We start from the raw sequence: 24,471 nt of genomic DNA on the forward strand, positions 1-24,471 counted from the left end.
TGTAATTAAGTTTTTGCAAACCGAAGCACAGCGGTTTTAACAACAACTAATATTGATGAATCCATTTTTAAGTATTGAGAAACGAGAATTAAACAAAAAAAACCCCGCGATGTCGCGGGGTTTTATTGCTTATACTAATTTGTTTTCAAAGTTTAGAATTTTTGTTCTAAACGAAGGTACATTGAACGACCTGTTTGATCGTATAATGACCAGCTTGAATCACGGTAGTCACGGAAGCCGTCATACCAAGAAGGAGCTTTCTTATCAAATACGTTGTTAACACCTACAGAAATTTTAGTATTTGTTGGTGCAGTGTATGTGAACTGAGCATTATGCTTGAAGTATGAAGGTACATCAGCAAGGTAATCAACACCCCACTCTTCATTACCAGACTCTTGTGCACCTACGTAGAACATAGTCCAAGACGCACTGTAGTCTTCATAAGAGTAGCTAACACCTAAATCAGCTTTCCAATCTGGGTAATCTTGAAGACCTGCATAATCAAATGGTTCTGCATCTTTGTCAGCTTTCTCTTCAAATTCCATAACTTTAGAAACGTTTAGCATAACACCGAAGTCACCGAAGCTAGTTTCATGCTTGTAACGAGTTGAGAAGTCGATACCAGACGTTTGTAGTGATGCTTTATTGATATAACCTGTGTAGATGTAATCAATTTGACCATTACCATTAGCACGGTCGATAGCATCTGGCGTAGAACCTAAACCACCCTCTTCTTGTTCAATACGTAGAAGCTCAGTAGTGCTTACGTCATCAATACGGTTCTCGTAGCTGATATCGTAGTAAGTTAATTCTACGGCTAAACCATCAACGATATCCCATACGAAACCAAGAGTCGTAGAATCACCTGTTTCTTCAGTAAGGTTTGCATTACCACCGAACCATGTCGCTACTTGCTCACCAGCGTCAGAACAGTAACCTTCTAGTGCTTGACCTGGGTTAGCATCACACCATGCTGTATCACGAACAGTTGGGAAACTTAATGCATAAGACTGGAACATTTCGCCCATGTTAGGAGCACGGAAAGACTCACCCCAAGAACCACGGATTAATAATGTTTCAGTTGGACGCCAAGTAACACCTACTTTTGGAACAACTTTATCGAATGTAGTGCTCTTTTCACCAAGGTTTGTCATACCAGACTGTTCGTATTTCTCATAACGACCAGCAACTGTTACATCAATTTCGTATGGTAAGCTTGCTTGGATTTCCATGTAAGCAGCAGTACGGTCACGAGTTGCATACACGTCATCACCGCCTGAACCACCAGAGATGAAACCATTTGCAGATTCAGGATCAGATACTTGAGTGAAATCAATTTCTTCAAATTCAGCACCAACAACACCAGCAATAACGAAGTCACCGTTATCAACAAAAGTAGTAGACACTAAACCATCAATTTGTTGACTTTCGTAACGACCTTCATAAGTACCAGTGTGCGCTGCATATTGGTATAAATCAGTTAATTGAGTGTTCCACTCATCGTAGCTCATACCAGTAGTATTAAAAATATCGTACTCACCAGAATCAATCGCGTTTTGTAACATTACGTCGTTAACTAGGTTACTACCGAAAACGTTTGTTTTAGAAATGCTATTTTGGTAGTTGATTTCCCAATCAAGGCCATTGCCAATATCAGTGAAACCTTCAAGACCTAATACGATATCAGTTGTAACAACTTCTGTTTTAGTGTCACGGTTACCAATTGGTACAGAGCGCATGTAAAGACGGATGTCTTCGCCTTCTGGGTTATACTGGTTGTCAGCGTCCATCCATACAGCACCCGTAGATACTGGAGTACCAGCATAACGTGAATTTGTTTCGTTGAAACTTGCCATTGCACGGCCAACAAAACGGATGTTATCAGTTAGTTCATAGTTAAAGTTTGTTAAGAATGAGTTATTTTCTACGTCTGGGTAGAATTTTGTAACGTTACCGTAGTTATATAAACAACCGCCAACGCCATTTTCATCCATAGCATTCACTACGTCAGCTGTTTGATCACATAACTCTGGGTTTGAGATGTAGCTACCTGCACCACCAATTCGATAGTTTGGTACATGGCTATAACCACTGTACGCACCGTACGTAGGATCGTCCATCGCCCAAATTTCTTTGTCGAAGATTGCGTTGTCACGTGAGTTCTCATACGTGAAAATGATATTACCTTTTTCAGATGTATAACCTGAAGTAATTGAGAAAGTTTTGCTTTCGCCACCTTCTACTTTAGGTACCTCGTAATCGTATTTAACGCTAACGCCATCAAAATCTTTCTTAGTGATGATATTGATTACACCAGCAACTGCAGATGAACCATAAACAGCTGATGCGCCATCACGAAGGATTTCAACACGCTCAACAACTGCCATTGGGATAATTGAAGTATCTGCTGATGAACCTGAAGATGAACTTGTACCAGGCATACGACGACCGTCTAATAATACAAGTGTCGCATCAGAACCCAGGCCACGTAAGTTGATGTTAGAAGATGCTGCACCACCTGCGCCGTAACCAGATACACCCTTCCAAGAACCGAAAGAGTTAGAAGCAAGGTTATTTAAAACGTCAGCAACTGTAGGCTCACCTGAAAGGCTAATTTCTGCAGCTGATAAAACAGTTACTGGAGAGCTGTTTTCAAGGTCTACTTGTTTGATGCGTGAACCTGTAACTTGAATACGTTCAACTTTTTCTGCGTTTTCTTCGTCTGCTGCAAATGAGCTTGCAGAAAATGCAGCAGTAGAAGCTGCACCAAAAGCAACCGCTAAGCGAACAGCTTTTGAAACTTTATTATTTAACATTTGATTCTCCCTGGTCCATGTTATTCATGGAATATTTATAGTTATTCAAAATAAATGCATATTACACAGTCATTTTGAGCCATGATAATAATACTCGCGACTCTCAAAGGTCAACACTTCAGTAACGCAAAAGTTCAACTTTTAACAATAAATATAAGAACACCCAAAATAAAAAAACAACATTAACACCTTTAAATCCCTTGAATTACAAAGAGCATGACAGTGTTTACAACAAGTTATAAAAGAATTTAAAAATCCACATTTCTGGCATTAATATAGGTACAAGCACAAAACCAACCAATCAATTGCAATAAAAGCAATAATTAAAGCTTTGTTGTTTTAGATTTTTTATCTGGTAAAAAATAAAAATAAAAAAATAAACACCCAGTAATTACGGTCAATTCACAATTAAACAGGTCAAATTAAAGGGTAATGATAAAATCAAGACTTAAAAATGCAAAAGTTAATAGAATGAACATTCTATTAACCACAAACAGAAAGACAACTTAACCAGCAATTTACAACACCTCCTTATTTACTAGGGTAAACATTGGATCCAGTTATATATTCGGTACATGATCACTTGAAAAAAATGTAACAATCAGCAATAGTTAGATTGTTAAAACAACAAGGAAAAACCATGATTAAACAATTATTACTAATTACATTTACTTTTTGCTCACTTTCTTCGTATGCAAAAATAAATGAACTCCCAGAAGAGTTTTCTGACTTTAGTCTCAATCGTGACATTAAAGTCTCGTACGAGGATCTCGATAAGCTACTTGAAATGACCGTAATAGATATGGGGAAATCAGATCGAAGTTCTCGTAAATCTCAATCCTCTATTGGCACACGCATGAAATCCCACAAAAATAATGATACTGCGCTTGAAGCCAATCGTTTTTTCTTCGAAGGGGTTGTTAAATCAGACATAAAAGATGGATTTCACAAAATTAGGCTTAGCCTAGAAAAGGTACCGAGTGAAGTGTCATTAAACGATTTAAGCCTTGATGAACAATTGGCATATTGGCTTAACCTATATAATACAGCGATGGTTGAAAAGTTAATTGAACACTACCCTGTTCGTGATACGGAAGATCTTCTTTTTGGTGATGACTCAATTTTAGAAGATGAGTTTTTAACCGTTGCCGGTTACAAACTTTCACTCAATGATATTCAACATAAAATTGTTTTTGAAAAATTCGGTAAAAAGAAGCCAATTGTTATGTATGGCTTTTATCAAGGTAACATTGGTAGCCCAAACCTTCGAGATGAAGCGTATAAAGGTAGCAAGGTTTACCATCAACTTGTTGAAAATGGTGAAGAGTTTGTAAACTCAAATCGAGGCATGCAAATTAAGCGTAAAAACCGCCTTTATGTGTCTAAGTATTATGAACAAGCTGAGTCTTTATTTTCAGATTTCGAAAATGACTTACGTGAGCACTTAGAAGACTACGCTGAAGGTCAAATGAAAAGCGATGTTAAATACGCCAAGCGCTTCAAAATTGATATTGAAGATTGGAGTATCACTGATTTATATGGCACCGACCGTGACTATGGCGGTTCTGCATCAACTAACCCTGCGGCAATGCTAAATGCTGTTGTAAGCAACTCTGCAGTACCTATCGGCCCTGAAGGTAGTGGCGCTGGTATTGGGGCGGTAAACGTTAGTCACATTACTGATTCAATTATGATGCGCACCATGGATTTTGGTCGTTTTTCTCCTGAAATGTTAGAAAAAATCAAAAAACTTAATTTAAAGCGCCAAGACAACAGTGGCTCTGTTGAGATTAAGGATCTTGATTCAAAGAATTAAAATAAGATAGCCACTCGTCAAAAGAATGTGATGGGTGGCTTTTTCTGAACAGGGAGTTCGCTATGCTTAAACCACTCTTATTAATTACCACAATTTTCTTTACTGCATACTCGTCAGCAAAACTAGACACTCTACCAGAAGAATTTGCCGATTTCGGCTTAGATAATGATTTAACAATATCTTATGGTGATTTAGATCAGTTGCTTAAAATCACTGTTATTGACTTAGGCCGCTCAGACCGAGGTTTTCGAAAAGGCCAATCAAGCATTGGGACACGCACCCGAGCACATAAAAATAACGATACTGCTTTAGAAGCAAACCGTTTTTATTATGAAGAAGTTGTAAAGGCAAACCTGAAAACTGGTTTTAGAAAAATACGTCTGAGCCTTGAACAAGTTCCTGAACAAATCCCTCTTAATGAGCTCGTCCTATCTGAGCAACTCGCTTATTGGCTAAATTTATATACCACAGCATTATTAGAGAAACTCATTGAGCACTACCCCATCTTCAGTACTGAAGATTTATTATTTGGTGATAATTCATTACTTGATGAGGAATTTATTACTGTTATGGGACATAGCCTGTCTTTAAATGACATACAACACGACATTGTCTTTAAAAAGTTTGGCAAAAGTAAACCGATTGTAATGTACGGCTTTCATCAAGGGAATATCGGCAGCCCAAATCTTCGCCCAGAAGCCTATGTAGGAAGCAAAGTGTATTACCAACTAGCAGACAATGGTGAGGAATTTGTTAATTCTAACCGAGGTATGCAAATTAAAGGGAAAGATAGGCTTTACCTATCCGTCTACTACCAGCAAACAGAAGCCTTGTTTGACGACTTTGAACAAGATTTAAAGTCTCATATTGAACACTATACTAATGGCTCTTTAAAAGATGCTGTAGAGTCATCTAAAGGGTTTAAGCTTACAATAGATGATTGGCATATCGTAGATTTATATCGCACGCATAGAGCCTATGGAGCCTCTTCAGCTATTAACAGGGCTCCGTTAGAAGGTATAGGTGGAATAACATATGGATATCGTGCAGCAGACGGAAGCTATATCACCGATCCCTTAACGAAGCGGCTAGCTCAATTTGGTCGATACCCACCACAAGTTTGGAAGAAAATTCGCAAGCTTTATAAACAAAGAGAACGCATTAAAGGTACAGTAGAAATCAAAGACCTTGATGTAAATCAAGAGTAATATTTTACTTTACTGTACGCCCTGTTAACATAAAGCAAAAACAGGGTGTACGAGTGAATAATTCATTGCAAAGAGCTTTGCACGCATTCAATCAACAACAATATGTGCAGGCATTACAACTCCTTTCTTTACATACAAATAAAACCGCTGATTGGTATACATTGAATAGCTTATGTTTATCAGCTGTAAACAAAACTATTGAAGCAGAGCAGTGTTATTTAAAAGGCCTTAGCCAATTTAGTAATCATGTTGGCCTTTTAGACAACTACACCAATCTACTTTGTAAACAAAAAAAGTATGCAGAGTGTATTCAGTTTTGTGAATACAACACAGCTTCTTTGTCACTCGAAAAGCCACGACTTAATTATATCGAAAGTCTAATTAACCAAGACGAATTACTGAAGGCTGAGCTGTTTATTAACGAAACATCCCCTTCGCAAACTTCATTAGTTCGATATCACTGGCTCGCTCTAGAGCTTTTCGAGCGATTGGGTGATTTACAACGTATCGAAGACTATTTTCAAACAAAATTACCAGCCCAATTAAAGGGGCAATTTCATTTCGTTTATAAAGAAGCGTGTAATTATCGTAATTTGGGTAAATTTGACAAAGCATTGGAGCTTTTGAAAATGCTTTTAAAACAGCAACCAAGTGCTGAATTACATTATATAGTTGGTTGTACACATTATGATTTACAACAATATGAACATGCACAAGCTCATCTCAAGGCATGCTTAGAGCTTGCTCCTAACTATGTACCTGCACATGAAAGTCTTAATAAGCTCTACTGGGAACACTCACAAAACCAGTTGATGAGTTCATATGCCCATACTTTTAAAAACTATGATGCTAACCCTGTTTTAATCCATTCTCAAATTGGCCAATTGCTGCAATTAGACAAGTTAGAAGAAGCGTTAGTTATAAGTAGTAAAGCAACACAAAGCCATCCGCAGAACTTAGATTTACTTCATGCCCATAGTATTCTTCTTGATAAAACAGGAGAAGCAGAAAAAGCATTTTCACTCCTTCAGCAACTAGTCAAAGCAGCCCCACAAAATGCTCGTTACTGTATTGATTTAGCAAACTTTTACATACAACAAGGCGATTACAGCTCAGCGATCTCTCATTTAGAAACCGCAGTAAAATTTAATCCTAATAACCAAGAGCTTTGGGCATATTTAAGTATTGCTTGGCGACTATCAAATAATGATAAATATCATTGGTTAACTAACCTTGATAAATTCGTTAAGGTAATGGAGCTTCCTGCCCCGCATGGTTTTAAAACGTATGGCGATTTCAATAAACAACTGCAAGAGCTAATGATTGGCCTACACACCAATAAACTACAACCATTAGATCAAAGTGTGCGCAGTGGCAGTCAAACGCAGGGTCACCTGTTGCACCGCTCTAATCAACTCATTGATTTATTTAAGTCATCAATGACGACATGCATAAACCAATATCTGCAGCAGCTGCCAGAAGATGCTAACCATCCTCTATTGGCACGTAACCATCAACGCTTTGTTGCCAAAGGTAGTTGGTCTGTCAAACTAGAACAAGGTGGTTTTCATGCTAACCATATTCACCCACAAGGTTGGTTATCGGCTCCGAGCTATATTTCTATTCCTGATGAAATGAGTAAAGATGATCCGACTAAAAATGGTTGGTTAAAACTGGGGGAAACAAGTCTTAACTTAGGTGATCGAGAATCTATTGCTCGTGAAATATGCCCAGAAGAAGGTCATATTATTATTTTCCCTAGCTATATTTGGCATGGCACTTACCAACTCAAAAGTAAGAGTCCTAGACTAACAATTCCTTGCGATATCATGCCCTTAAAATAGTGAAAAAAAGACCATCAAACTGATGGTCTTTTCCTCTAATTAGCTGTTATCTATTTAAAAGCGCTTTTGCATCTAAATAGGATTTCTCATCAGCCTGTATATGCTTTAGATAATTTACAAAACGACCTGACGAAGACTTATAAAGTGGCTTTCTAACCTGCCAGACACTCGCTGTACTTACAGTGCCAGATTTATTATGAAACCGCTGGGCTTCATCAGAGTATTCTAGCCCTAAAAAACTAAACAACTGTTCTAACACTTGCTCAGGTGAGCAAACGAGCTGGTCGTAATTCAGAGTAAAAATATCATCGCCAAAACGCGACTGCCAATGTGACTTAATTCGTTGTTGCTGCTCGTAATGATGCAATGTATCGTTTAGCGATACAGCATAATTTAAACTTGGACCTAAATGCTGGAAAAAAGCTGATAAGCTATTGTCTTTAATATCTCGCTCTGTCCAGATAATCTTAGCTTTTGGATATAGCTGCTTGATAATGTCTAAGTAAAGGTAATTTTCAGGGCGTTTATCTGTTACATAAAGCGCACCTTCAGCTCTTAAGATTAATTGTTCTTTATAACCATCAGTAAATTCAGGCTCTTTAGCCTTATTAGCAAGAGCCCTTTCATCGCCAATTAAATTGAATAACGATGAATGTAAATAGGCAATTTCACCACCTGCCGCTATTTGCTCGTTAGAGCTGATGATTTGTTCAATTAGTGTTGAGCCAGAACGAAACATACCGCAAATTATAATTGGTGTTATTGAGCTATTCGCTTCTTGCAGAACAATATTACGATCTAAGGTGTAGTCAGTAATCTTCTCAACAGATTGGCGATCATAGGCTGGTAAATACTTTTTATTGTAATGATTAGCTTTTACATAATAATGCCAAGCTTGCTGATAATTTTTGCAATCATTAAATACTTTACCAAGTGCATAATAAATATCAGCACACGCTATATCATCTGATTCCCGCTGTAATATGGCTAAGCTTGCTCGTTCATAGTCAATTGCATCGCGTTCAGTGAAGGTTTCAATATCGGCCAATCTTGCTTGAGCCATCGCATTAAATGCATCTATTTTTAAAACCTGTTGAAATCCCTTCTTAGCCTTGTCTTTATCACCGAGTTGTTCATAAATATTTGCCAATGCAAAGTGGGCTTGCAGATTATTACTATCAGCACTAATTGCCTGTTCTAAATACTTTATTGCTGAATCTGGCTGATGTAGTTGATCATTATGGACAAAAGAGATTTCGATTAAAGCAGGTACTTTAAACTGCTCAGACAAAACCCTCGCTTGATCTAGATAAGTTAATGCTGCATCTGCGTTATCAAGCTTTCTTTCTATTTTACCTAGCTGAAAACAAATATCAGCTTGCTGCGGGTTTGTCTCATATAAAGGTAATAGCGCGTTTTTTGCAATTTCTAGCTCACCACAACTTAAACTTAATTGTACTAGGGTCAGTACGTAATCAAACTTTGTAGGAGCAATTGATACCAGTTGCTGGCAATAAGAAATGGCTGTTTCAGTGTCTTGTTGCTGCATAGCAACTTTAAAGAGAATCTGTAACGCTTTTTCAGCAAACTCACTGTTATGTGTTAACGGTTTTAATAATTCTATCCCCTGGCTAACTTTACCTTGCTGAAGTAAAGCAACAGCTTGGGTAAACGTGTGTTGTTCTGATGTCATTGTTTCCCCATAAAAAAAGCTTCCCCATAAAAAAAGCGAGCCGAAGCTCGCTTTATCATACATTAATTAATTCAAATTAGAATTTTAATGAAACGCTTGCGTGGAAGTAACGACCAAGTGTGTCGTAGTAACCAGCTACTGCGTTACCATTTGTAGATAATGTACCGCCTACTAATGGTGGCTCTCTATCTAATACGTTATTCACACCAACAAGAACACGAGTGTAATCATTGATTGTGAATGAACCCTTAAGGTCAAGGTAGCTTTGTGAACCGATACCGTCTTGAACTAATGTGTCAGAACCAGTGTAATCATTCACGCCACTAAAGAAGCGCCATTTAGCTGTCGCTTTCCACCAGCTGCCAGTGTCGTAGCTTGCGCTAAGAACATGACGCCATTCTGGTTGTGGGAAACAGCCATTGTCTAGTGTATCAACACAATCATACGGTTCACTTACACCTGGAATATCTTCATATTCTTTAGTCATCATGTAAGTACCGATTAGGCTAGTCGAAAGTGTACCACCGCCAATTTCCATGTCGTAGTTAGCACTTAAATCGATACCTTCAAAGTGAATGTTACCTAAGTTAGTGTTAGTTGCAACAACTTGACCAGAACCAACCCATAAGCTACCGCTACCAGGTGTACGTTCAATCTTATCACAGAACTGTGCATCGCCTGTTAGACCACATTGACGAACGATTAACTCAGGGTCAATTGCACCGATTGCGTCTTCAAGGTCGATATCCCAGTAGTCGATTGAGAAGTTGAAATCTTCAAATGGGTTACCAACAACACCTAGGGTGATTGTGTCTGCAATTTCAGGACGAAGTTCTGGGTTACCACCGAAGAAACCGTTGTACTGATCCGCAGGGCTCTTACCGATGCTACCATACTGAGAAGCTGAAACACCTGTGTTTGCACAAGCTGATTGGCTAAGTTCTGGAGTTGCAGTCGCACATGGATCTACACCACCCCATAAGCCACGGCTTTGTTGAGCAAATAATTCACCATTGTTTGCTGAACGTACTGCACGGTTGTAGCTTGAACGGATTTTCCAGTTTTCAGTTACATCCCAGTTCATTGCTACTTTATAAGTAGGCTCTGAACCTGAAGTGCTGTAATCAGACCAACGATAGCCTAAGTCGATTAATAGGCTTTCAACACCAGTGATGCCTTCAACGATTGGTAAGCTTAACTCACCGAAGAATTCTGTTACATCGTACTCACCGTTAAGGCTCTTAGTTGGACCACCTTGACCAAGTAGTAGACCTTGCGCGTAAACTTCATCCGCTGTACGGCCGAATGTCTCTTCGCGGTACTCAGCACCAAATACTGCTGCAATTGGGTAATCAGAAGAAGGTAGACCAAATTCAAATTCACCTGTTACGAAACCACTTACGATAAACTGTTCTGTTACACCGTTAAGGATCGCAGTACCTGTTAGTGCACCAGCTGCTTCAGCTGAAACACCTTGGTAAGTAAATACTTCATAAGGAATACAACCTGAAGTTGCCGCACAATCTTCACCATTTGCAGAAAGAGCTGTACTGATACGTGGACCGAAGAAGTCATTTTCGTATGCAGAAGATGAAGAAGTTGAACCATATTGCATGAACGCTTCATATGACCAAAGGTCACTAATTTCACCTTTACTACCTAATACTAAACGGAATGAGCTATGCTCAAGTTGGTTAACACGAGGACCACCTTCAACGTTACGTTTACCGATGTAAGTTGCAAATTGGTCACCTGAAGTTAAACCGAAACGGTCAGTTAGGTTTTGACGCTGTGCATCAGTTAGTAATGGGCTATCATAATCCATTACATAATTTTCGTTGAAGAACGTACCAGATTCTGCGATTTGTGCAGAAGTACGGTCACGCATGAACATAGCTTCAATGAACGGGTGGAAGTTATCATTTACTTCATAGTTAGCAAATAAACCAAGTGTATGACGTTCATCTGGACGCATAAAGTGGTTAACTGGCGCATAGTTATATAGGTTGCCGCTTGAAGGAATGAAGCTGCTATCAGTACCTAGTGTCCAGTAATCGTAATCATCCCAATTGAAGCCACCAGCATCTGTAACACCAGCGATATAGAAGTTAGGAACAACTGCGTTACCAGAACCACCACATGAAGTACCTGTAGAAGATAATGCACAAGATGAGTAATCACGTGAACCTTGACGTAATTCGTTTTGTTTGTTGTAAGTAAAATAACCTACAGCATGACCTTTACCGCTATCGAATGAACCACCTAGCGTAGCAGAGAAATCAAACGATGAACCATCAAAACCAGTGTTACCGCTTTCGTATTCAAAACCTTTTTCATCCATTAAACCTTGGATGTACTCGTTATCGTTATCATGTTGATAAGCTGTTGAGCCTAAGTTTACTTCGAAACCTTCGAATTGATCGTCCATTACGAAGTTTACAACACCCGCTACTGCGTCAGCACCATAAGTTGATGAACCACCACCAGTCATAACATCAACACGTTTGATAAGTGCTGCTGGGATTTGGTTGATATCTGCAGATTGGCTATAGATACCACCTGCTTGCATACGACGACCATTGATAAGTACTAAGGTACGTTGTGAGCCCATACCACGTAAATCAAGAGTAGCAGTACCAGAAGCACCATTTGATTGGAATGCAGTACTTGAAGCTTCAAGTTGAGGCAAGCTGTTCATCATGTCTTCAACACGAGTAAAACCAGCAACTTCGATATCTTCAGCTGTTGTAACTTGTACTGGGCTTGCAGTCTCAATATCAGTACGTTTGATACGTGAACCTGTAACTTCAATACGTTCAACTTTTTCTACTGCTTCTTCTTCGGCAGCATAAGAGTTTACAGAAAACGCAGCTGTTGAAGCTGTACCAAAAGCAAGCGCTAAGCGAACTGCTTTTGAAACTTTATTATTTAACATTTGATTCTCCCTGGACCACTATGTTGTGGCTATATTTAGCATAAGCTTGTTTATTATTTGTATCGCATCAGGACTGCGACAAACAAATAATAAACAAATAAAACAAAATATCCAGCTCTTTATTTACAATTTTTTAATGAAGCAGCAAAAAGTTTACTTTTTCTGTTTTTGTGAACAAAAAACACCCAAATAAGCATTTAAACCTGTCCACTTGATCATTCATCGCAATAAAGAATCAAAAAAATGTTAATTTTTTTAAAAAAGCTGTATTTGACGGTCACTTAGAGATGAAACTATAGTACCCAAATCAACAACAATCATTTCAGCTATTGGCAGCAATTGTTTATTAACATAAATGCTATAATCATAATTATGCTCACCTATGTAGTACTCTGCACCACTAGGGGTGTAAACGTATTCAATTATTTGACCACGCTGAAACGCCAGGTGGGGATTGTCAGCTAAATGCTGTTTCGCAGCTTTTACATGGGGAGGGATGTTTTTTTGATAATCAGTTAAATGCTGACCTAAACGCTTACGATAGATAAGGCTTGAATCAAACTCACCCGCATAGAGTTTTTTAACATACCTATCAAAGGCTTGCACTATTAATTGTGGACTGTAATTTTCTGAAAATAAAATCTCAAATAATTCTGTCTGAAACTTATGAGCAAGCTCTGTCCAATCACTTCTCACAGTTTCCATGCCTTTAAAGACTAATTTTGAAGCGCCATTTTTTTCAACTTTTCCTACATAGCGCTTTTTAGAACCTGTTGTTTTTCCTCTAATTGTAGGCATAAAAAATGGGCTATAGTGGGTTTCGAACTCAATTTCCAAGAAACTGTCTATTTTATAATCTTGTAATAATTTAATTTGCCAACATTTGTTAATTTTTTTTGCCAGTTTCGTACCGATTTCATTACAGTCATGCGAATTTAGATCATCATCAAGCCTTACAAAGGTCGAATCTGTATCACCATAAATGACTTCGTAGCCCCACTCTTCTATCCACTGCTTGGTGGTTTGCATAATTTCATGACCACGTAAAGTGATAGAGCTAGACAATCGAGGATCATAAAAGCGACAACCTTTTGAACCAAGTACACCATATAAACTATTCATAATGATTTTAATCGCCTGTGAGAGCATAGGCTGATCTTTGTCTTTGGCTATTTGTCTTGTCGCTGCAAGTTCACGGATCAGTTCAGGCAGGTGGTGTTCAGTGCGTGAAAACTGTGCTTGGTTAAATCCTTCGATTGCATTATCTGGCTTTTTTAATCCCTCTATAAGCCCAAGAGGATCTATACAAAAGGTCCTCATGATCGATGGATATAAGCTTTTATAATCAAGCACAAGTATATTCTGATACAAGCCTGGCTGCGATGACATAACATAACCACCTGGGCTGTCAAAGCTTAGCCCGTGATCTCCTAAATTCGGGGCAACATAGCCACTTCTATGTAACAGTGGTAAATAGAGATTAGTAAAGGCAGCAACTGAACCCCCCATTCTCTCTAATTCGAGGCCTGTGAGCTGGCTTCTTACAACCGCAAAGTCGAGCAGTTTAAGCTTCTCAAAGATGCGTAGTACCAATATACAATCTTGTCTGTTGTAGTTAGCAAGCGAAAGCTTCTCTTCATTAAACTGACGAATAATCTCTTCAAGGCGATTATCAGTGCTAATCAGCTTTTCTTCGCCAAGTTCGATGCTTGCTACATTGGCAAGGCTAAAACTGTCGTAATGATAAGTGGCATTTTTTAAGGTATCAATACCATCAACCACAACGCGACCAGGTATTGTAATGCGGGTAAAGTTTCCCTCACGCAAACGCATTTTTTCTTTATTACGCCCAAGCTTTAGTGAAATACCTAGTGCCTCAGCCCTTGCATGAAGTACACTAAAGTCAAATTCAATAACGTTCCAGCCAATCAATACATCTGGGTCAATTCGCTGAATTTCAGTCTCAAACTGAGAAAGCAGGTCAATTTCATCTTCACACCAGTTAATTTGATAATCTAATTCGGCAGTAGGTTCTGGGCGTCCTATCATTAACACTTTGTCTATGCCGTCTCCGACTAAGCCAATAGAAAATAGTACGCCATCACCATTACACTCTATATCAATAGAAACGAGCTTAAAATTAGGTTTAAATTCATTGTTTGGTTTTAATTTTGCTTTCTTTAGCAGTCTAAAATCGTTTCGTGTATGAATTTCACCTTTAACCCATACAGAGCCTTTTATAAAACGTTCCATCAAAAATCTATCAATTGGCCTAACATCATCTTCAAACGTCACTATTTGTGAACTTTTTAAAATTTTGATGGCACGGTAATAGTCTTTTAATGAATTAAAATAACAACAGATCACCGATTGATTTTGAAAGTTTTTTAATTTTGCATCTGCAAAACGAACATAAATGTTTTGACTTTGCAAAAGCCTTTCTGCAGCAGACACTTGATTGTCAGGGATGAAAAACACCACTTCTTGCTGTTCAACGAGCACTTTTAATGGGCCGTGTTTACACCACAACCAAAACACAAAAGTAACCCCTGTTGAGCTATCGAAGGCCTCTTTTGAAAGGATAAAACCTGTATCTGTAACCATTTACTTCAAATATCTATCACGGTAGAGGTATAGTACACCCTAACTATAAAAAATTATAAGAGCCAATTATGAGCCCAATTAATGCAATTAAAAGCGCAAAAACACTCGTTGCTACTGAACCACATAAGGCTAAAGCTTTGTTGCTAGACATACTCAAACAACACCCTGAATATCATGATGGCTGGGCATTACTCGCTGAAACTCACAAAATGCTGCAAGAGCACGAACAACAGCAAAGTGCTTTAAAACAATATGAGATGATTTTTTGGTTTAACAAACAATTAGAAACGGCTAAACAACAGTTAAATAACCATAACCCTCGCCAAGCAGAGCAAATCACTAAGCAACTACTACAACTCGTGCCTAATGAGTATAGAGCACTTCAAACGCTGGCTGATATCGCACTAAAGGTGGGAGATAGCAAAGCGTACTTGGACATATCAAAACATAACCTCGAGAACAACTCGCAAAAACAAGCAGTCCTAGTAAACTACTGCCAAGCCTTACTCAATACCAAGCAATTTGAAGAGTTACTCACATTTTATCGCACATCGATCCCCTCTCCTACTTTATTTATTGAGAGTTTAATTGCTATCGCTCATGTAAAAATGATGCAATTTGATAAAGCAAAGGCCATCTATAACAAGTTACTCGATGCAAACTATTACGCAGCCCATTGCCACCTTCGACTTGGTAACATAGAAAAAATCAAAGGTGATACTGAACTTGCTATAACGCACTATAAACAAGCACTCCAACTAGATAACAGACTAGGTGAGGCCTATTGGAATTTAGCTAATTTAAAAACATATACATTTAATAATAGGGATATAGACAGTTTAGTAGAACAAACACAATCTGCTGTTCAAAACCTCAACAGTGCTCAACTTTACTTTGCTCTCGCCAAAGCCTATGAACAATGCCACAACTACGAACTCTCATTTAAGACATTAGAAAAAGCAAACAAAATTCAAAAAGCACTAACACCATACAAGCCAAGCAACTTTACTTTTCGTTGTAAAAAATATTTAACTCAAAGATCTATTAATAATCTTACATCTAATGAATCGCTACAGCTGATTTTTATCGTCAGCTTACCGCGAAGTGGCTCTACCTTAGTTGAGCAAATTTTAGCAAGTCACCCTGATGTTGATGCAAGTTACGAGCTCACAGAAATAAATGCAATCGCTCGAGAGTTAGAAAGTAAAAAACTCTCAGATGTTCCTTATGGCCTTGATAAGCTAACTGATAAAGATAAAGCACACTACGCTGATAGATACCTAAAATTTATTGCTCCTTTACGTGGAAAAAACAATATATTTATCGATAAGCAACCAGTGAACTTTCATCATATCGCGTTAATTAAAACGCTCTTCCCAAATGCGAAGATACTCGAAGTAACGAGAGATAAAGCCGCAACTGCGTGGAGTTTATACAAACACTCTTTCTCTGAGGGTCACGCCTATAGCTACGACTTTACATCTCTTGCAGAATATATAAATGATTACACTGATTTAATGTCGCACTGGCATTGCTTATATCCTGACGAAATATTTAAAGTCGACTATCAAAATCTTGTTAATGATTTTTCCAACACCGTGAGTGAGTTACTAACTTACTGCGATTTAGAAATGCATGAAAGCTGCATGAGTTTTTATAATCACAAACGCCCAATTATGACACCAAGTTCAGAACAAGTGAGGCAACCCATTTACAAAGATGCATTAACAGAATGGTCTAATTATCAGGTTCATCTTGAACCTCTATTAAAGCTAATAAAATAATAATCGAACAAGTCGCTTGTAGTTGCCCTGTTAAATCTCTAAAATTCATTACTGTAATTATATACATACTTTAGGTTTTCTGGGCATGCTATCTGACTCTTTAAAAAAAACAATTCGGCAAATTCATAAGCATGTTGCTGATAACCTTACTGACTACCGCCCTAGAAGCAGTCAAAACTATTTAGTTGCCGAGATAGCAAAAACCCTTGCCGGTGAGTATCACAAAAGTCAACGTATCTGTGTCATTGAAGCTGGCACAGGGACCGGTAAGTCACTCGCTTATTGTTTAGGTGCATTACCATTGGCGATGGCCAAAAAAAAGAAATTAGTGATTTCGACGGCAACTGTTGCCCTACAAGAACAGTTAATTAGTAAAGAACTGCCGTTTTTTAAAGAGCACTCTGGGTTAGATATTAAATTTGATTTAGTTAAAGGTCGTCAGCGTTATATCTGTGCACAAAAACTTAGTGCTGCAGTTAATGGCGACAGCCAAACGCAAATGGAGTTTATGCCAACCCTGTCATCACCACTTTCAGATATGGAAACCAAGTGCTTAAAGCAACTTTATGATGCTTATTCAAACAAACAATGGCAAGGCGATCGCGATAGTTGGGCTGATACTATTCCGGATAAAGTTTGGAATTTAATTGCCTGTGATAAACACTCATGCCAACGACAAATGCGCGCTCATCAGCTCTGCCCTTTCCATATGGCGCGTCAGCGTCTTATGCAAATGGATGTGCTAGTGATCAACCATTCTTTGTTACTAGCTGATCTTGATTTGGGTGGTGGTAAGATTCTACCTGAACCTGACGATACTATTTATGTTATTGATGAAGCCCATCACTTAGCGCACATCACTCGAGACTTCTCATCTGCTGCGGCAACAATCAAAGGCACCATCGACTGGCTCGACAAGCTTGTTAAATTCGCAGGGAAAATGGCGAATGTACTGGTGGGTCAAAAAGCGATTGGGCAAAATTTTAAACTCAGTGACAGCATCAATGATGCGGGCAAAAACCTAAAAGTAGTCCGTGACATTCTTGATAATGCCGACTTTAACTACAATAGTGATGATACCTATCGCTTTGAGCATGGTGAGATTCCAGCGGCTTTGCATGCTAAAGCAAAAGATATTAGCGATGCCACCCTTGATGCACTAAGAGCACTTAACAAGATGCACGACACCCTAGTGCAAGACGTGAGTGATGGCGATATTAAACCTTATGTGGCCGATCCAATATTGGCTGAAAGTGGCCAGTACATTAATCGCCTAGAGTTATTAAACAAGCTATGGTTTAGTTACGCTACAAAAGGTGAAGGTATTCCCCATGCCAGGTGGATAAAACGCCTAGAGTATAAGAACCATCACGATCATTTACTCAGTGATTGCCCTATTGAAGTTGGCTATTACTTAAAAGATAAATTATGGAACCAATGTGCAGGTGCTGTTCTGTGTTCAGCGACATTAACGGCACTTGGCTCATTTGATCACTTTGCATATGAATGTGGCCTTGCCAAAGAAGAAGGTGTCAAATACATTAAAGTTCCTTCTCCGTTTGATTATCCAAAACAAGCCACGCTGCATATTCCTGCAAGTCATATTGAGCCTACAGAGAAAGCCTTTAGCGACCACTTAGCTGAACAGTTACCTAAATTCCTTAACGATAAAAAAGCTAATTTAGTGTTATTTGCCTCTTATTGGCAAATGGACCATGTCGTCAAAGCGTTGAGAAGTAAAGGGATTGATGTATTAGTGCAAGGTGAAATGTCGCGTGAGGCACTTTTGAAAAAGCATAAAGCGAATGTAGATTTAGGCCGTGCTAGTTATTTATTTGGCACTCAAAGCCTGTCAGAGGGTCTTGATTTACCGGGTAAATACTTAGAAAACTTAGTTATAACAAAGATTCCATTTGCGGTGCCGACCTCCCCAATAGAAGAAGCGCAGGCTGAGTTTGTACAAAGTAAAGGTGGCAACCCGTTTCTTTCGATAACCGTTCCTGATGCTGCAAAGAAATTAGTACAAAGCTGTGGTAGACTGCTTCGTAAAGAAAATGATCAGGGTCGTATTACTATTCTTGATCGCCGATTAGTGACCAAGCGATATGGCAAAGCCATGCTCGATACCTTGCCACCCTTTAAAAGACAAATTGATTATTAATGTTTGAATTAGCTTTAGACCCAACAACATGGGCACTATTATGCGCAGTGGCGCTGGCAGCTGGCTTTATTGATGCTATCGCAGGCGGTGGCGGCATGTTAACTGTGCCGGCGCTATTAACTGCGGGCTTACCTCCCCATCTCACATTAGGCACAAATAAACTTGCAGCAAGTTTTGGCTCATTAACAGCCAGCGTGACCTATTTTCGTAAAAAGTTATTCAACCCTCGATTTTGGGCCGCGTCAATCCTAGCAACAGCCATAGGTGCGCTTATAGGTACCCTGGTGGTTGATTACTTAAGTATTGAATTTCTGAATAAATTATTGCCAGTGGTAATTATTCTAGTAGCTTGTTACAGCTTATTTGGCAGTTTGAGTACTACCGAGCATAACGAATTACCAGAACTTGATGGCAAAACTAAAATTAAACAGTGGCTGCAAGGGCTTGGACTAGGCTTTTTTGATGGTTTAGCAGGCCCAGGGACTGGTACGTTTTGGACTGCTTCAAATAGCCTATTATATAAGATGAGCTTGTTACTTAACTGTGGGCTTGCTCGCTCGATGAACTTCGTTTCAAATTTTATTTCTTTGATCACCTTTGTTGCGTTAGGGCATGTGAACTTTATACTTGGTATCACGATGGGCTTTTTCTTGATGCTAGGTGCATGGTTAGGTGCGCATTCGGCAATTAAGTTTGGCAGTAAAATGATCCGCCCCGTGTTTAACACTGTGGTTATTGTTTTAGCATTAAAGTTAATCTATGAGGCTTATTTATAAATGCAATCGACTGCTTTTGATAAACTGCGTTCACAAATTGAAAGGCTAAAGCAATTAGCTACACAATTTGATAAGGGTAATTTGTTTGCGAAAAATCGTTATATGCAAGCCCAACCAAGTTTATTTGATAAAGCAGTATTTAGCACAAAAAGTATGAAGCTGGCAGATTATGTCATAGAAATCGAAGATGAGCTTAACAGCCTGCCACCTGCTGAGCATCGTCACGCATACCAATATGCTCTTGAACGAATTGCCCTTCAGGTAGAAGCTGTATTCAATGTGATCAAATCAACCCCTGTATGGGCTAAAGAAAATAAGTACAGTTTTAAACCAAAAACAAAGCCACAAGTTTATAAACAAGCAGTAAAAAAAATCATGCAGTCGTCACATGAACTGTATGATGAACTAAAGCAAAATCACGAGTTTGAGCGCCGCTTAGTTTTGATGATTGAAGAGCGAAAACTTAAGCTCGAAGCTGCAAATACGCAGCAAGCAGCCGAAATCAATAAAGAAATACTTGCATTGCATGCTAGGTTGGGCCGTTGCCGTAAGGCAATTTCAGCCACTGAAGACAAAATTCAACAGGTCGAAAAACAGCAGCTCAGATAATGTTTTACTATCATCCAAGTTATTCAGCGTTAGCTTTACCTGAGCGTCATCGCTTCCCGATTGATAAATATCGCTTGTTGAAACAACTTATCAGCGGCTTTATTGATGAGCAGCATTTCATTACCCCACAACAAGCCACTCGAGCACAGCTTGCTCTGTGCCATGACCAAGATTATGTCGATGCTTTTTTAACTGGCAGCCTTGATACAAAAGAGATAAAAAAAATGGGCTTCCCTTGGTCACATGAATTAGTTGAACGAACACTTTATTCTGTAGGGGCGAGTATTCATGGCGCAGAGTATGCCTTGCAACATGGTGCAGCTTTTAACCTAAGTGGTGGTTATCACCATGCATTTACAGGCTATGGCAGTGGCTTTTGTATTTTCAATGACTTAGCGATAGCAGCTGCGCATTTAATTAATACAGATCAAGCCGACACCGTGTTAATCTTTGACTGCGACGTTCACCAAGGTGACGGTACCGCTGAAGTAACACAAGCGCACCCTCAGATCATTAGCTGCTCAATTCATTGTCAACAAAACTTCCCGCGAATTAAACAGCAATCAAACTACGACTTTTCCCTAGAGCATGGCACAAAAGATACTGAATACTTGGAAACAGTGAAACAAGCATTAGCCTTAACGATGAGACTCCACCAGCCAGATATCATTTTGTACAACGCCGGCGCAGACATTGCAACGAATGACGAATTAGGACACTTTCAAGTCAGTATGGAGGGAGTGTATCAACGTGATTATTTTGTATTAAACCAAGCGAAAGAAGCAAAAATCCCTGTCTTTGCAGTCATGGGCGGTGGCTATCAGCGAAATGTAAGCCGTTTGGTTGATGTTCATGGTCAGCTTTTTAGGGCTGCTGTCGATTTATTTTAAAGCTTGGTATACACTTAAAGTGACTTTTTAATTGGGTTCACTTTGTATGAAATTGCATGACGACATTCACAACTACTATGAAAAACTGGTTGTCGAAGACATCACAAAACGTAACTTAGAAACGACCTACAGTGATGATGTTATGGCAGATTTATGCTGCACTGTATTAAATCAACTCCCTGCCCGCTACATACGCTATGATGTTGATATGGAATTTTATTTACCGCAAACAGAGCGTATAAAAATGGAGCAGCAAGTACAAACGGCAATCGATGTGGCAATCAGTCAAGTTGCTAAGAAAAAGGAACTACAATCATGAGTAGTGAGTTAGAGCATGCGCCTGACTATATAAAGATTGCTGTTGACCTAATTATGCTCTTAGAGCAAAACGACGTACCTGCTGAAGATGTATTAGCCGCACTAGAAATCGTAAAATCTGACTTCGAAAAGAAACTCTCAAAATCAACTAATTAATAGTCCGAAAATGGCGAGTATTAGGGCATAAATTTGTTATGCTCAGGTTTTATAATTAAAGAATGTAACACCATGTCATTGCCAAGTTTTTTGCGCTTATTCATCCTTGCTGCTATTTGGGGCGCTTCCTTCTTATTTATGCGTATGGCAGCTAATAGCTTAGGCCCTGCGGTATTAATAGAGCTAAGAGTTGGCTTTGCAGCAATAACACTCTTTATTTTTGCTTTATACTTACGAAAGACACTCGCTTTCACGACACATAAAAAACACTTTTTTATTATTGGCGCACTTAATTCCGCTATCCCCTTTTTACTGTTTGCCTATGCAGCACAAACAATCAATGCATCAACCTTATCAATACTAAACTCAACAACCCCAATTTGGGGCGTGATTGTTGGTATTATTTGGAGTAAAACTAAACCCACTAAAAGTATGCTGCTTGGCTTACTATTAGGTTTAACGGGCGTAGCAATTTTAGTGGGTCAAAATAGCCTCACTATCGATACCCAAGCAGTTACAGCAATCTTTGCAGCACTTTGTGCTTCACTAAGTTATGCCATAGCATCCCATTACACTAAACATGCACCAAAGTTGTCTGCTTTTGATAATGCTCATGGCAGTATGTGGGCAGCAAGTATTATGGTACTACCGCTTATTTTTGTTATTCCTGCCAGAGAAATGCCAAGTAATGAAGTGATGCTTGGAGTGGTCGCTCTCGGTGTGCTTTGTACTGCTGTGGCGTATATACTGTTTTTCCGCTTGATTGATGACATTGGCCCAACTTCTGCGTTGACTGTTACCTTTTTAATCCCACTCTTTGGTATTGTATGGGGTAATTTAATTTTAGATGAACAAATAGGGCCAAATACCTTAGGCGGCGCACTTTGTGTTATCGCTGGCACCATGCTGGTCACAGGCTTTATCCGTATAAAACCATTTTTAAAACGAAACACCTTGTAACAGAATGCAAATTGCATTTTTAAATACAATCTATACTCTATTAGGTACTAAATATGGAAGGAGAATAGTATGTCAGGTACTACCATGGTGGTGTTAATCGTGCTGATATCAGTCGGCTCTGGGGTAATTTATGATATGTATAAAAAACACCTTGAGTTTAAATCACGGACTTTAAAGAATTCAAAAGAAGCAAACGAACATGTTGCCGAAGTGACAAAAGAACTACAAGAGTTAAGAGAACGTGTACAAACGCTCGAAGCCATTGTCACTGACTCTAGCTACAGCGTAAAACAAGAAATTAATAAACTTTAATTACAATAATAAAGCTGAGTACTCATCAAGCACTGGCTGATAATAAGCCGCGTCTTGATTTAACATGCGTTGGTAATGAGCACATAACTGCTTTAAATAGGCTTGGTGCTCTTTACTTGTTAGTTGCCACATTTGCTGCCCAACTCGAGTAACCTGTTTCGATGATGACGCACTCATAGCTATGATTTCATAAAAGCGTTTATTTTCACAAATCAACTGTTCTGATACGAGCCCTAATGAGAGTGTTTGCAAATAGCGGCGAACTTGATAACTGTGATGTACAGGGCAAACAATAAAGTCAATATGAATACCTGGGTGATGACCCACAATCTTCGCTAAAAATTGCACCAATAGCTCACCACCAACACCCGCAATAATAACAAGATGGCGTTTATTTGGATCAGGGGAAATCATCGCAACATCCTGACAATGAACTTGCCAGCGAGCGCATTGCTCGTTAGTGGCAAAGCGCACCAGTTTGTCGTTTAGTGCTTGCATCAACTCAGGCACAATATCAACAAAATGTATAAGCTGTGCTTTATTTTGCTGTAAAAGCTCAATTCCTAACAAACCGTGGTCGCAGCAGCAATCCCAGATTTCGTCATAGCCTGATTCAACCACATCAACGATGGCTGATAGTCGTTTACTCAATGCCATTAATTTGCTGTTTTATAGACTAAGGCTTTTAAACTTCGATCACTGTCTACTTCAACAAAGCCATCTGTCGGTTTTAAACGCTCAACAAAACAAATAGCCCCTTGCGTATGCTCAGCAATTAGCTCTTTAAACGCCTGCTCTGAAAGCTCAGGGCTATTAGCACAAAGCAATAATTGGGTGTTTTCATTTAACAGTTCAGGTAAACGACGCAGGATTTTTTGATAATCCTTAGTCAATATAAAGCTTCCTTTTTGAAAGCTCGGTGGATCAACAATGATCAATTCATAAGGTGCTGATTTTTTTAACTTGCCGAATGACTTTAAAATATCGTGTGGGAAATAACTAACTCCTTGAGCAAAACCATTTAACTGATGGTTTTGTTTACCCGTTCTAAGCACGCCTTTATTCATATCCATATTAATAACTTGGTCAGCACCACCCTGCATTGCAGCAACAGAAAAGCCACAAGTATAAGAAAACAAGTTTAGCACTTTTGCGTTTTTACTATTAGCTTGGACAAACTCACGACCACGACGCATATCAGGGAATATACCGGTATTTTGGCGACTAAGTAAATCTACTTTAAACTTAATACCATTTTCACTAACAAGGTGCTCTTGTGGTAATTCACCAAACAGAAGAGAATTTCGGGTATTAATTCCACAACGTTGTTGGTAAACCAATGCAGTCACAAGCTCTGGTGCGTTTACTTGCGCCCATTGCCACACTGTATTAGTTAATTGCTCAAGCACTTGTTCATCTATTTCTTCATATGAAACTAAAAAAAGTGCTGGCGGATAAAAGTCTAAGTTAATGTGACTAAGCTCAGCCACGGAGTGGCCACGGCCATGAAATACACGGCATAATTCATTTGTAGCGAGAGGAGCCTCTGCTAAAGCATTTAAAATGGCAGAAAAATCGTTTGTCATAAT

At 38.9% G+C, this 24,471-nt stretch carries 18 protein-coding genes; 12 read left to right on the plus strand and 6 right to left on the minus strand.

Annotated elements, in window-relative coordinates:
* Positions 1-152 precede the first annotated feature (152 nt).
* Positions 153-2,816: a TonB-dependent receptor gene (locus EVU92_RS14595; RefSeq protein WP_130051827.1), complete on the minus strand. Its 2,664-nt coding sequence runs from the start codon at positions 2,814-2,816 to the stop codon at positions 153-155.
* A 640-nt stretch (positions 2,817-3,456) separates the two neighbouring features.
* Here EVU92_RS14595 and EVU92_RS14600 point away from each other — a divergent pair.
* The 3 genes from EVU92_RS14600 (at position 3,457) to EVU92_RS14610 (ending at position 7,684) form a co-directional block, all read left to right on the plus strand.
* On the plus strand, positions 3,457-4,632 hold the full coding sequence (locus tag EVU92_RS14600) for a DUF547 domain-containing protein (protein WP_130051828.1): 1,176 nt from the start codon (positions 3,457-3,459) through the stop codon (positions 4,630-4,632).
* 62 nt (positions 4,633-4,694) lie between these two features.
* Complete coding sequence (locus EVU92_RS14605; RefSeq protein ID WP_130051829.1) at positions 4,695-5,840, plus strand: DUF547 domain-containing protein; 1,146 nt, start codon at positions 4,695-4,697, stop codon at positions 5,838-5,840.
* A 53-nt stretch (positions 5,841-5,893) separates the two neighbouring features.
* Positions 5,894-7,684 (plus strand): putative 2OG-Fe(II) oxygenase, encoded by a 1,791-nt coding sequence (locus EVU92_RS14610; protein ID WP_130051830.1) that lies wholly within the window; start codon positions 5,894-5,896, stop codon positions 7,682-7,684.
* A gap of 46 nt (positions 7,685-7,730) precedes the next feature.
* Here the strand turns inward: EVU92_RS14610 and EVU92_RS14615 are convergent, their stop codons facing one another.
* From EVU92_RS14615 to EVU92_RS14625, 3 genes are all read right to left on the minus strand, one after another.
* Positions 7,731-9,377, minus strand: a complete 1,647-nt coding sequence (locus EVU92_RS14615) for a sulfotransferase (RefSeq protein ID WP_168990025.1) — start codon at positions 9,375-9,377, stop codon at positions 7,731-7,733.
* 76 nt (positions 9,378-9,453) lie between these two features.
* Positions 9,454-12,312 (minus strand): TonB-dependent receptor, encoded by a 2,859-nt coding sequence (locus EVU92_RS14620; RefSeq protein ID WP_130051832.1) that lies wholly within the window; start codon positions 12,310-12,312, stop codon positions 9,454-9,456.
* 255 nt (positions 12,313-12,567) lie between these two features.
* Entirely contained in the window at positions 12,568-14,916 is a 2,349-nt protein-coding gene (locus EVU92_RS14625; RefSeq protein WP_130051833.1) for a DNA polymerase II, read from the minus strand.
* 68 nt (positions 14,917-14,984) lie between these two features.
* Between EVU92_RS14625 and EVU92_RS14630 the strand changes: the two genes are divergently transcribed.
* The 9 genes from EVU92_RS14630 (at position 14,985) to EVU92_RS14670 (ending at position 22,882) form a co-directional block, all read left to right on the plus strand.
* On the plus strand, positions 14,985-16,700 hold the full coding sequence (locus EVU92_RS14630; RefSeq protein ID WP_130051834.1) for a tetratricopeptide repeat-containing sulfotransferase family protein: 1,716 nt from the start codon (positions 14,985-14,987) through the stop codon (positions 16,698-16,700).
* Positions 16,701-16,785: 85 nt separating this feature from the next.
* On the plus strand, positions 16,786-18,861 hold the full coding sequence (gene dinG, locus EVU92_RS14635; protein ID WP_130051835.1) for an ATP-dependent DNA helicase DinG: 2,076 nt from the start codon (positions 16,786-16,788) through the stop codon (positions 18,859-18,861).
* Positions 18,861-19,637: a TSUP family transporter gene (locus EVU92_RS14640; protein ID WP_130051836.1), complete on the plus strand. Its 777-nt coding sequence runs from the start codon at positions 18,861-18,863 to the stop codon at positions 19,635-19,637. Before dinG ends, EVU92_RS14640 begins: the two co-directional genes overlap by 1 nt.
* Positions 19,638-20,246, plus strand: a complete 609-nt coding sequence (locus EVU92_RS14645; protein WP_130051837.1) for a primosomal replication protein — start codon at positions 19,638-19,640, stop codon at positions 20,244-20,246.
* Positions 20,243-21,136 carry a histone deacetylase gene (locus EVU92_RS14650; RefSeq protein WP_205987945.1) on the plus strand — a complete coding sequence of 298 codons (894 nt, stop codon included), beginning with the start codon at positions 20,243-20,245 and terminating at the stop codon, positions 21,134-21,136. Before EVU92_RS14645 ends, EVU92_RS14650 begins: the two co-directional genes overlap by 4 nt.
* 46 nt (positions 21,137-21,182) lie before the next feature.
* Positions 21,183-21,455, plus strand: coding sequence for a late competence development ComFB family protein (locus EVU92_RS14655; protein WP_130051839.1), 273 nt, complete (start codon positions 21,183-21,185; stop codon positions 21,453-21,455).
* The gene (locus EVU92_RS14660) at positions 21,452-21,610 is read left to right on the plus strand and encodes a DUF2496 domain-containing protein (RefSeq protein ID WP_130051840.1); all 159 of its coding nucleotides are present in this window, start codon (positions 21,452-21,454) and stop codon (positions 21,608-21,610) included. Before EVU92_RS14655 ends, EVU92_RS14660 begins: the two co-directional genes overlap by 4 nt.
* Before the next feature lie 72 nt (positions 21,611-21,682).
* Positions 21,683-22,570, plus strand: coding sequence for a DMT family transporter (locus EVU92_RS14665; protein WP_130051841.1), 888 nt, complete (start codon positions 21,683-21,685; stop codon positions 22,568-22,570).
* A 69-nt stretch (positions 22,571-22,639) separates the two neighbouring features.
* Entirely contained in the window at positions 22,640-22,882 is a 243-nt protein-coding gene (locus EVU92_RS14670; RefSeq protein WP_054563649.1) for a hypothetical protein, read from the plus strand.
* On the opposite strand, the gene EVU92_RS14675 is transcribed toward EVU92_RS14670, so the two are convergent.
* Together EVU92_RS14675 and EVU92_RS14680 are read right to left on the minus strand one after the other, a co-directional pair.
* Positions 22,883-23,539 carry a tRNA (adenine(22)-N(1))-methyltransferase TrmK gene (locus tag EVU92_RS14675; RefSeq protein WP_130051842.1) on the minus strand — a complete coding sequence of 219 codons (657 nt, stop codon included), beginning with the start codon at positions 23,537-23,539 and terminating at the stop codon, positions 22,883-22,885. It abuts the gene before it with no gap.
* Positions 23,539-24,468 (minus strand): class I SAM-dependent methyltransferase, encoded by a 930-nt coding sequence (locus EVU92_RS14680; protein WP_130051843.1) that lies wholly within the window; start codon positions 24,466-24,468, stop codon positions 23,539-23,541. Before EVU92_RS14680 ends, EVU92_RS14675 begins: the two co-directional genes overlap by 1 nt.
* Between the last annotated feature and the right edge of the window lie 3 nt (positions 24,469-24,471).

Origin of the sequence: Pseudoalteromonas sp. MEBiC 03485, from assembly GCF_004195145.1 — a bacterium.
Lineage (GTDB): Bacteria > Pseudomonadota > Gammaproteobacteria > Enterobacterales > Alteromonadaceae > Pseudoalteromonas > Pseudoalteromonas apostichopi.

What these genes read in the sequence shown, in the direction of transcription:
- EVU92_RS14595 (WP_130051827.1), bottom strand. Translation starts at nt 2,816, where the DNA reads ATGTTAAATAATAAAGTTTCAAAAGCTGTTCGCTTAGCGGTTGCTTTT.
- EVU92_RS14600 (WP_130051828.1), top strand. Translation starts at nt 3,457, where the DNA reads ATGATTAAACAATTATTACTAATTACATTTACTTTTTGCTCACTTTCT.
- EVU92_RS14605 (WP_130051829.1), top strand. Translation starts at nt 4,695, where the DNA reads ATGCTTAAACCACTCTTATTAATTACCACAATTTTCTTTACTGCATAC.
- EVU92_RS14615 (WP_168990025.1), bottom strand. Translation starts at nt 9,377, where the DNA reads ATGACATCAGAACAACACACGTTTACCCAAGCTGTTGCTTTACTTCAG.
- EVU92_RS14620 (WP_130051832.1), bottom strand. Translation starts at nt 12,312, where the DNA reads ATGTTAAATAATAAAGTTTCAAAAGCAGTTCGCTTAGCGCTTGCTTTT.
- EVU92_RS14625 (WP_130051833.1), bottom strand. Translation starts at nt 14,916, where the DNA reads ATGGTTACAGATACAGGTTTTATCCTTTCAAAAGAGGCCTTCGATAGC.
- EVU92_RS14630 (WP_130051834.1), top strand. Translation starts at nt 14,985, where the DNA reads ATGAGCCCAATTAATGCAATTAAAAGCGCAAAAACACTCGTTGCTACT.
- dinG (WP_130051835.1), top strand. Translation starts at nt 16,786, where the DNA reads ATGCTATCTGACTCTTTAAAAAAAACAATTCGGCAAATTCATAAGCAT.
- EVU92_RS14640 (WP_130051836.1), top strand. Translation starts at nt 18,861, where the DNA reads ATGTTTGAATTAGCTTTAGACCCAACAACATGGGCACTATTATGCGCA.
- EVU92_RS14645 (WP_130051837.1), top strand. Translation starts at nt 19,638, where the DNA reads ATGCAATCGACTGCTTTTGATAAACTGCGTTCACAAATTGAAAGGCTA.
- EVU92_RS14655 (WP_130051839.1), top strand. Translation starts at nt 21,183, where the DNA reads ATGAAATTGCATGACGACATTCACAACTACTATGAAAAACTGGTTGTC.
- EVU92_RS14660 (WP_130051840.1), top strand. Translation starts at nt 21,452, where the DNA reads ATGAGTAGTGAGTTAGAGCATGCGCCTGACTATATAAAGATTGCTGTT.
- EVU92_RS14665 (WP_130051841.1), top strand. Translation starts at nt 21,683, where the DNA reads ATGTCATTGCCAAGTTTTTTGCGCTTATTCATCCTTGCTGCTATTTGG.
- EVU92_RS14670 (WP_054563649.1), top strand. Translation starts at nt 22,640, where the DNA reads ATGTCAGGTACTACCATGGTGGTGTTAATCGTGCTGATATCAGTCGGC.
- EVU92_RS14675 (WP_130051842.1), bottom strand. Translation starts at nt 23,539, where the DNA reads ATGGCATTGAGTAAACGACTATCAGCCATCGTTGATGTGGTTGAATCA.
- EVU92_RS14680 (WP_130051843.1), bottom strand. Translation starts at nt 24,468, where the DNA reads ATGACAAACGATTTTTCTGCCATTTTAAATGCTTTAGCAGAGGCTCCT.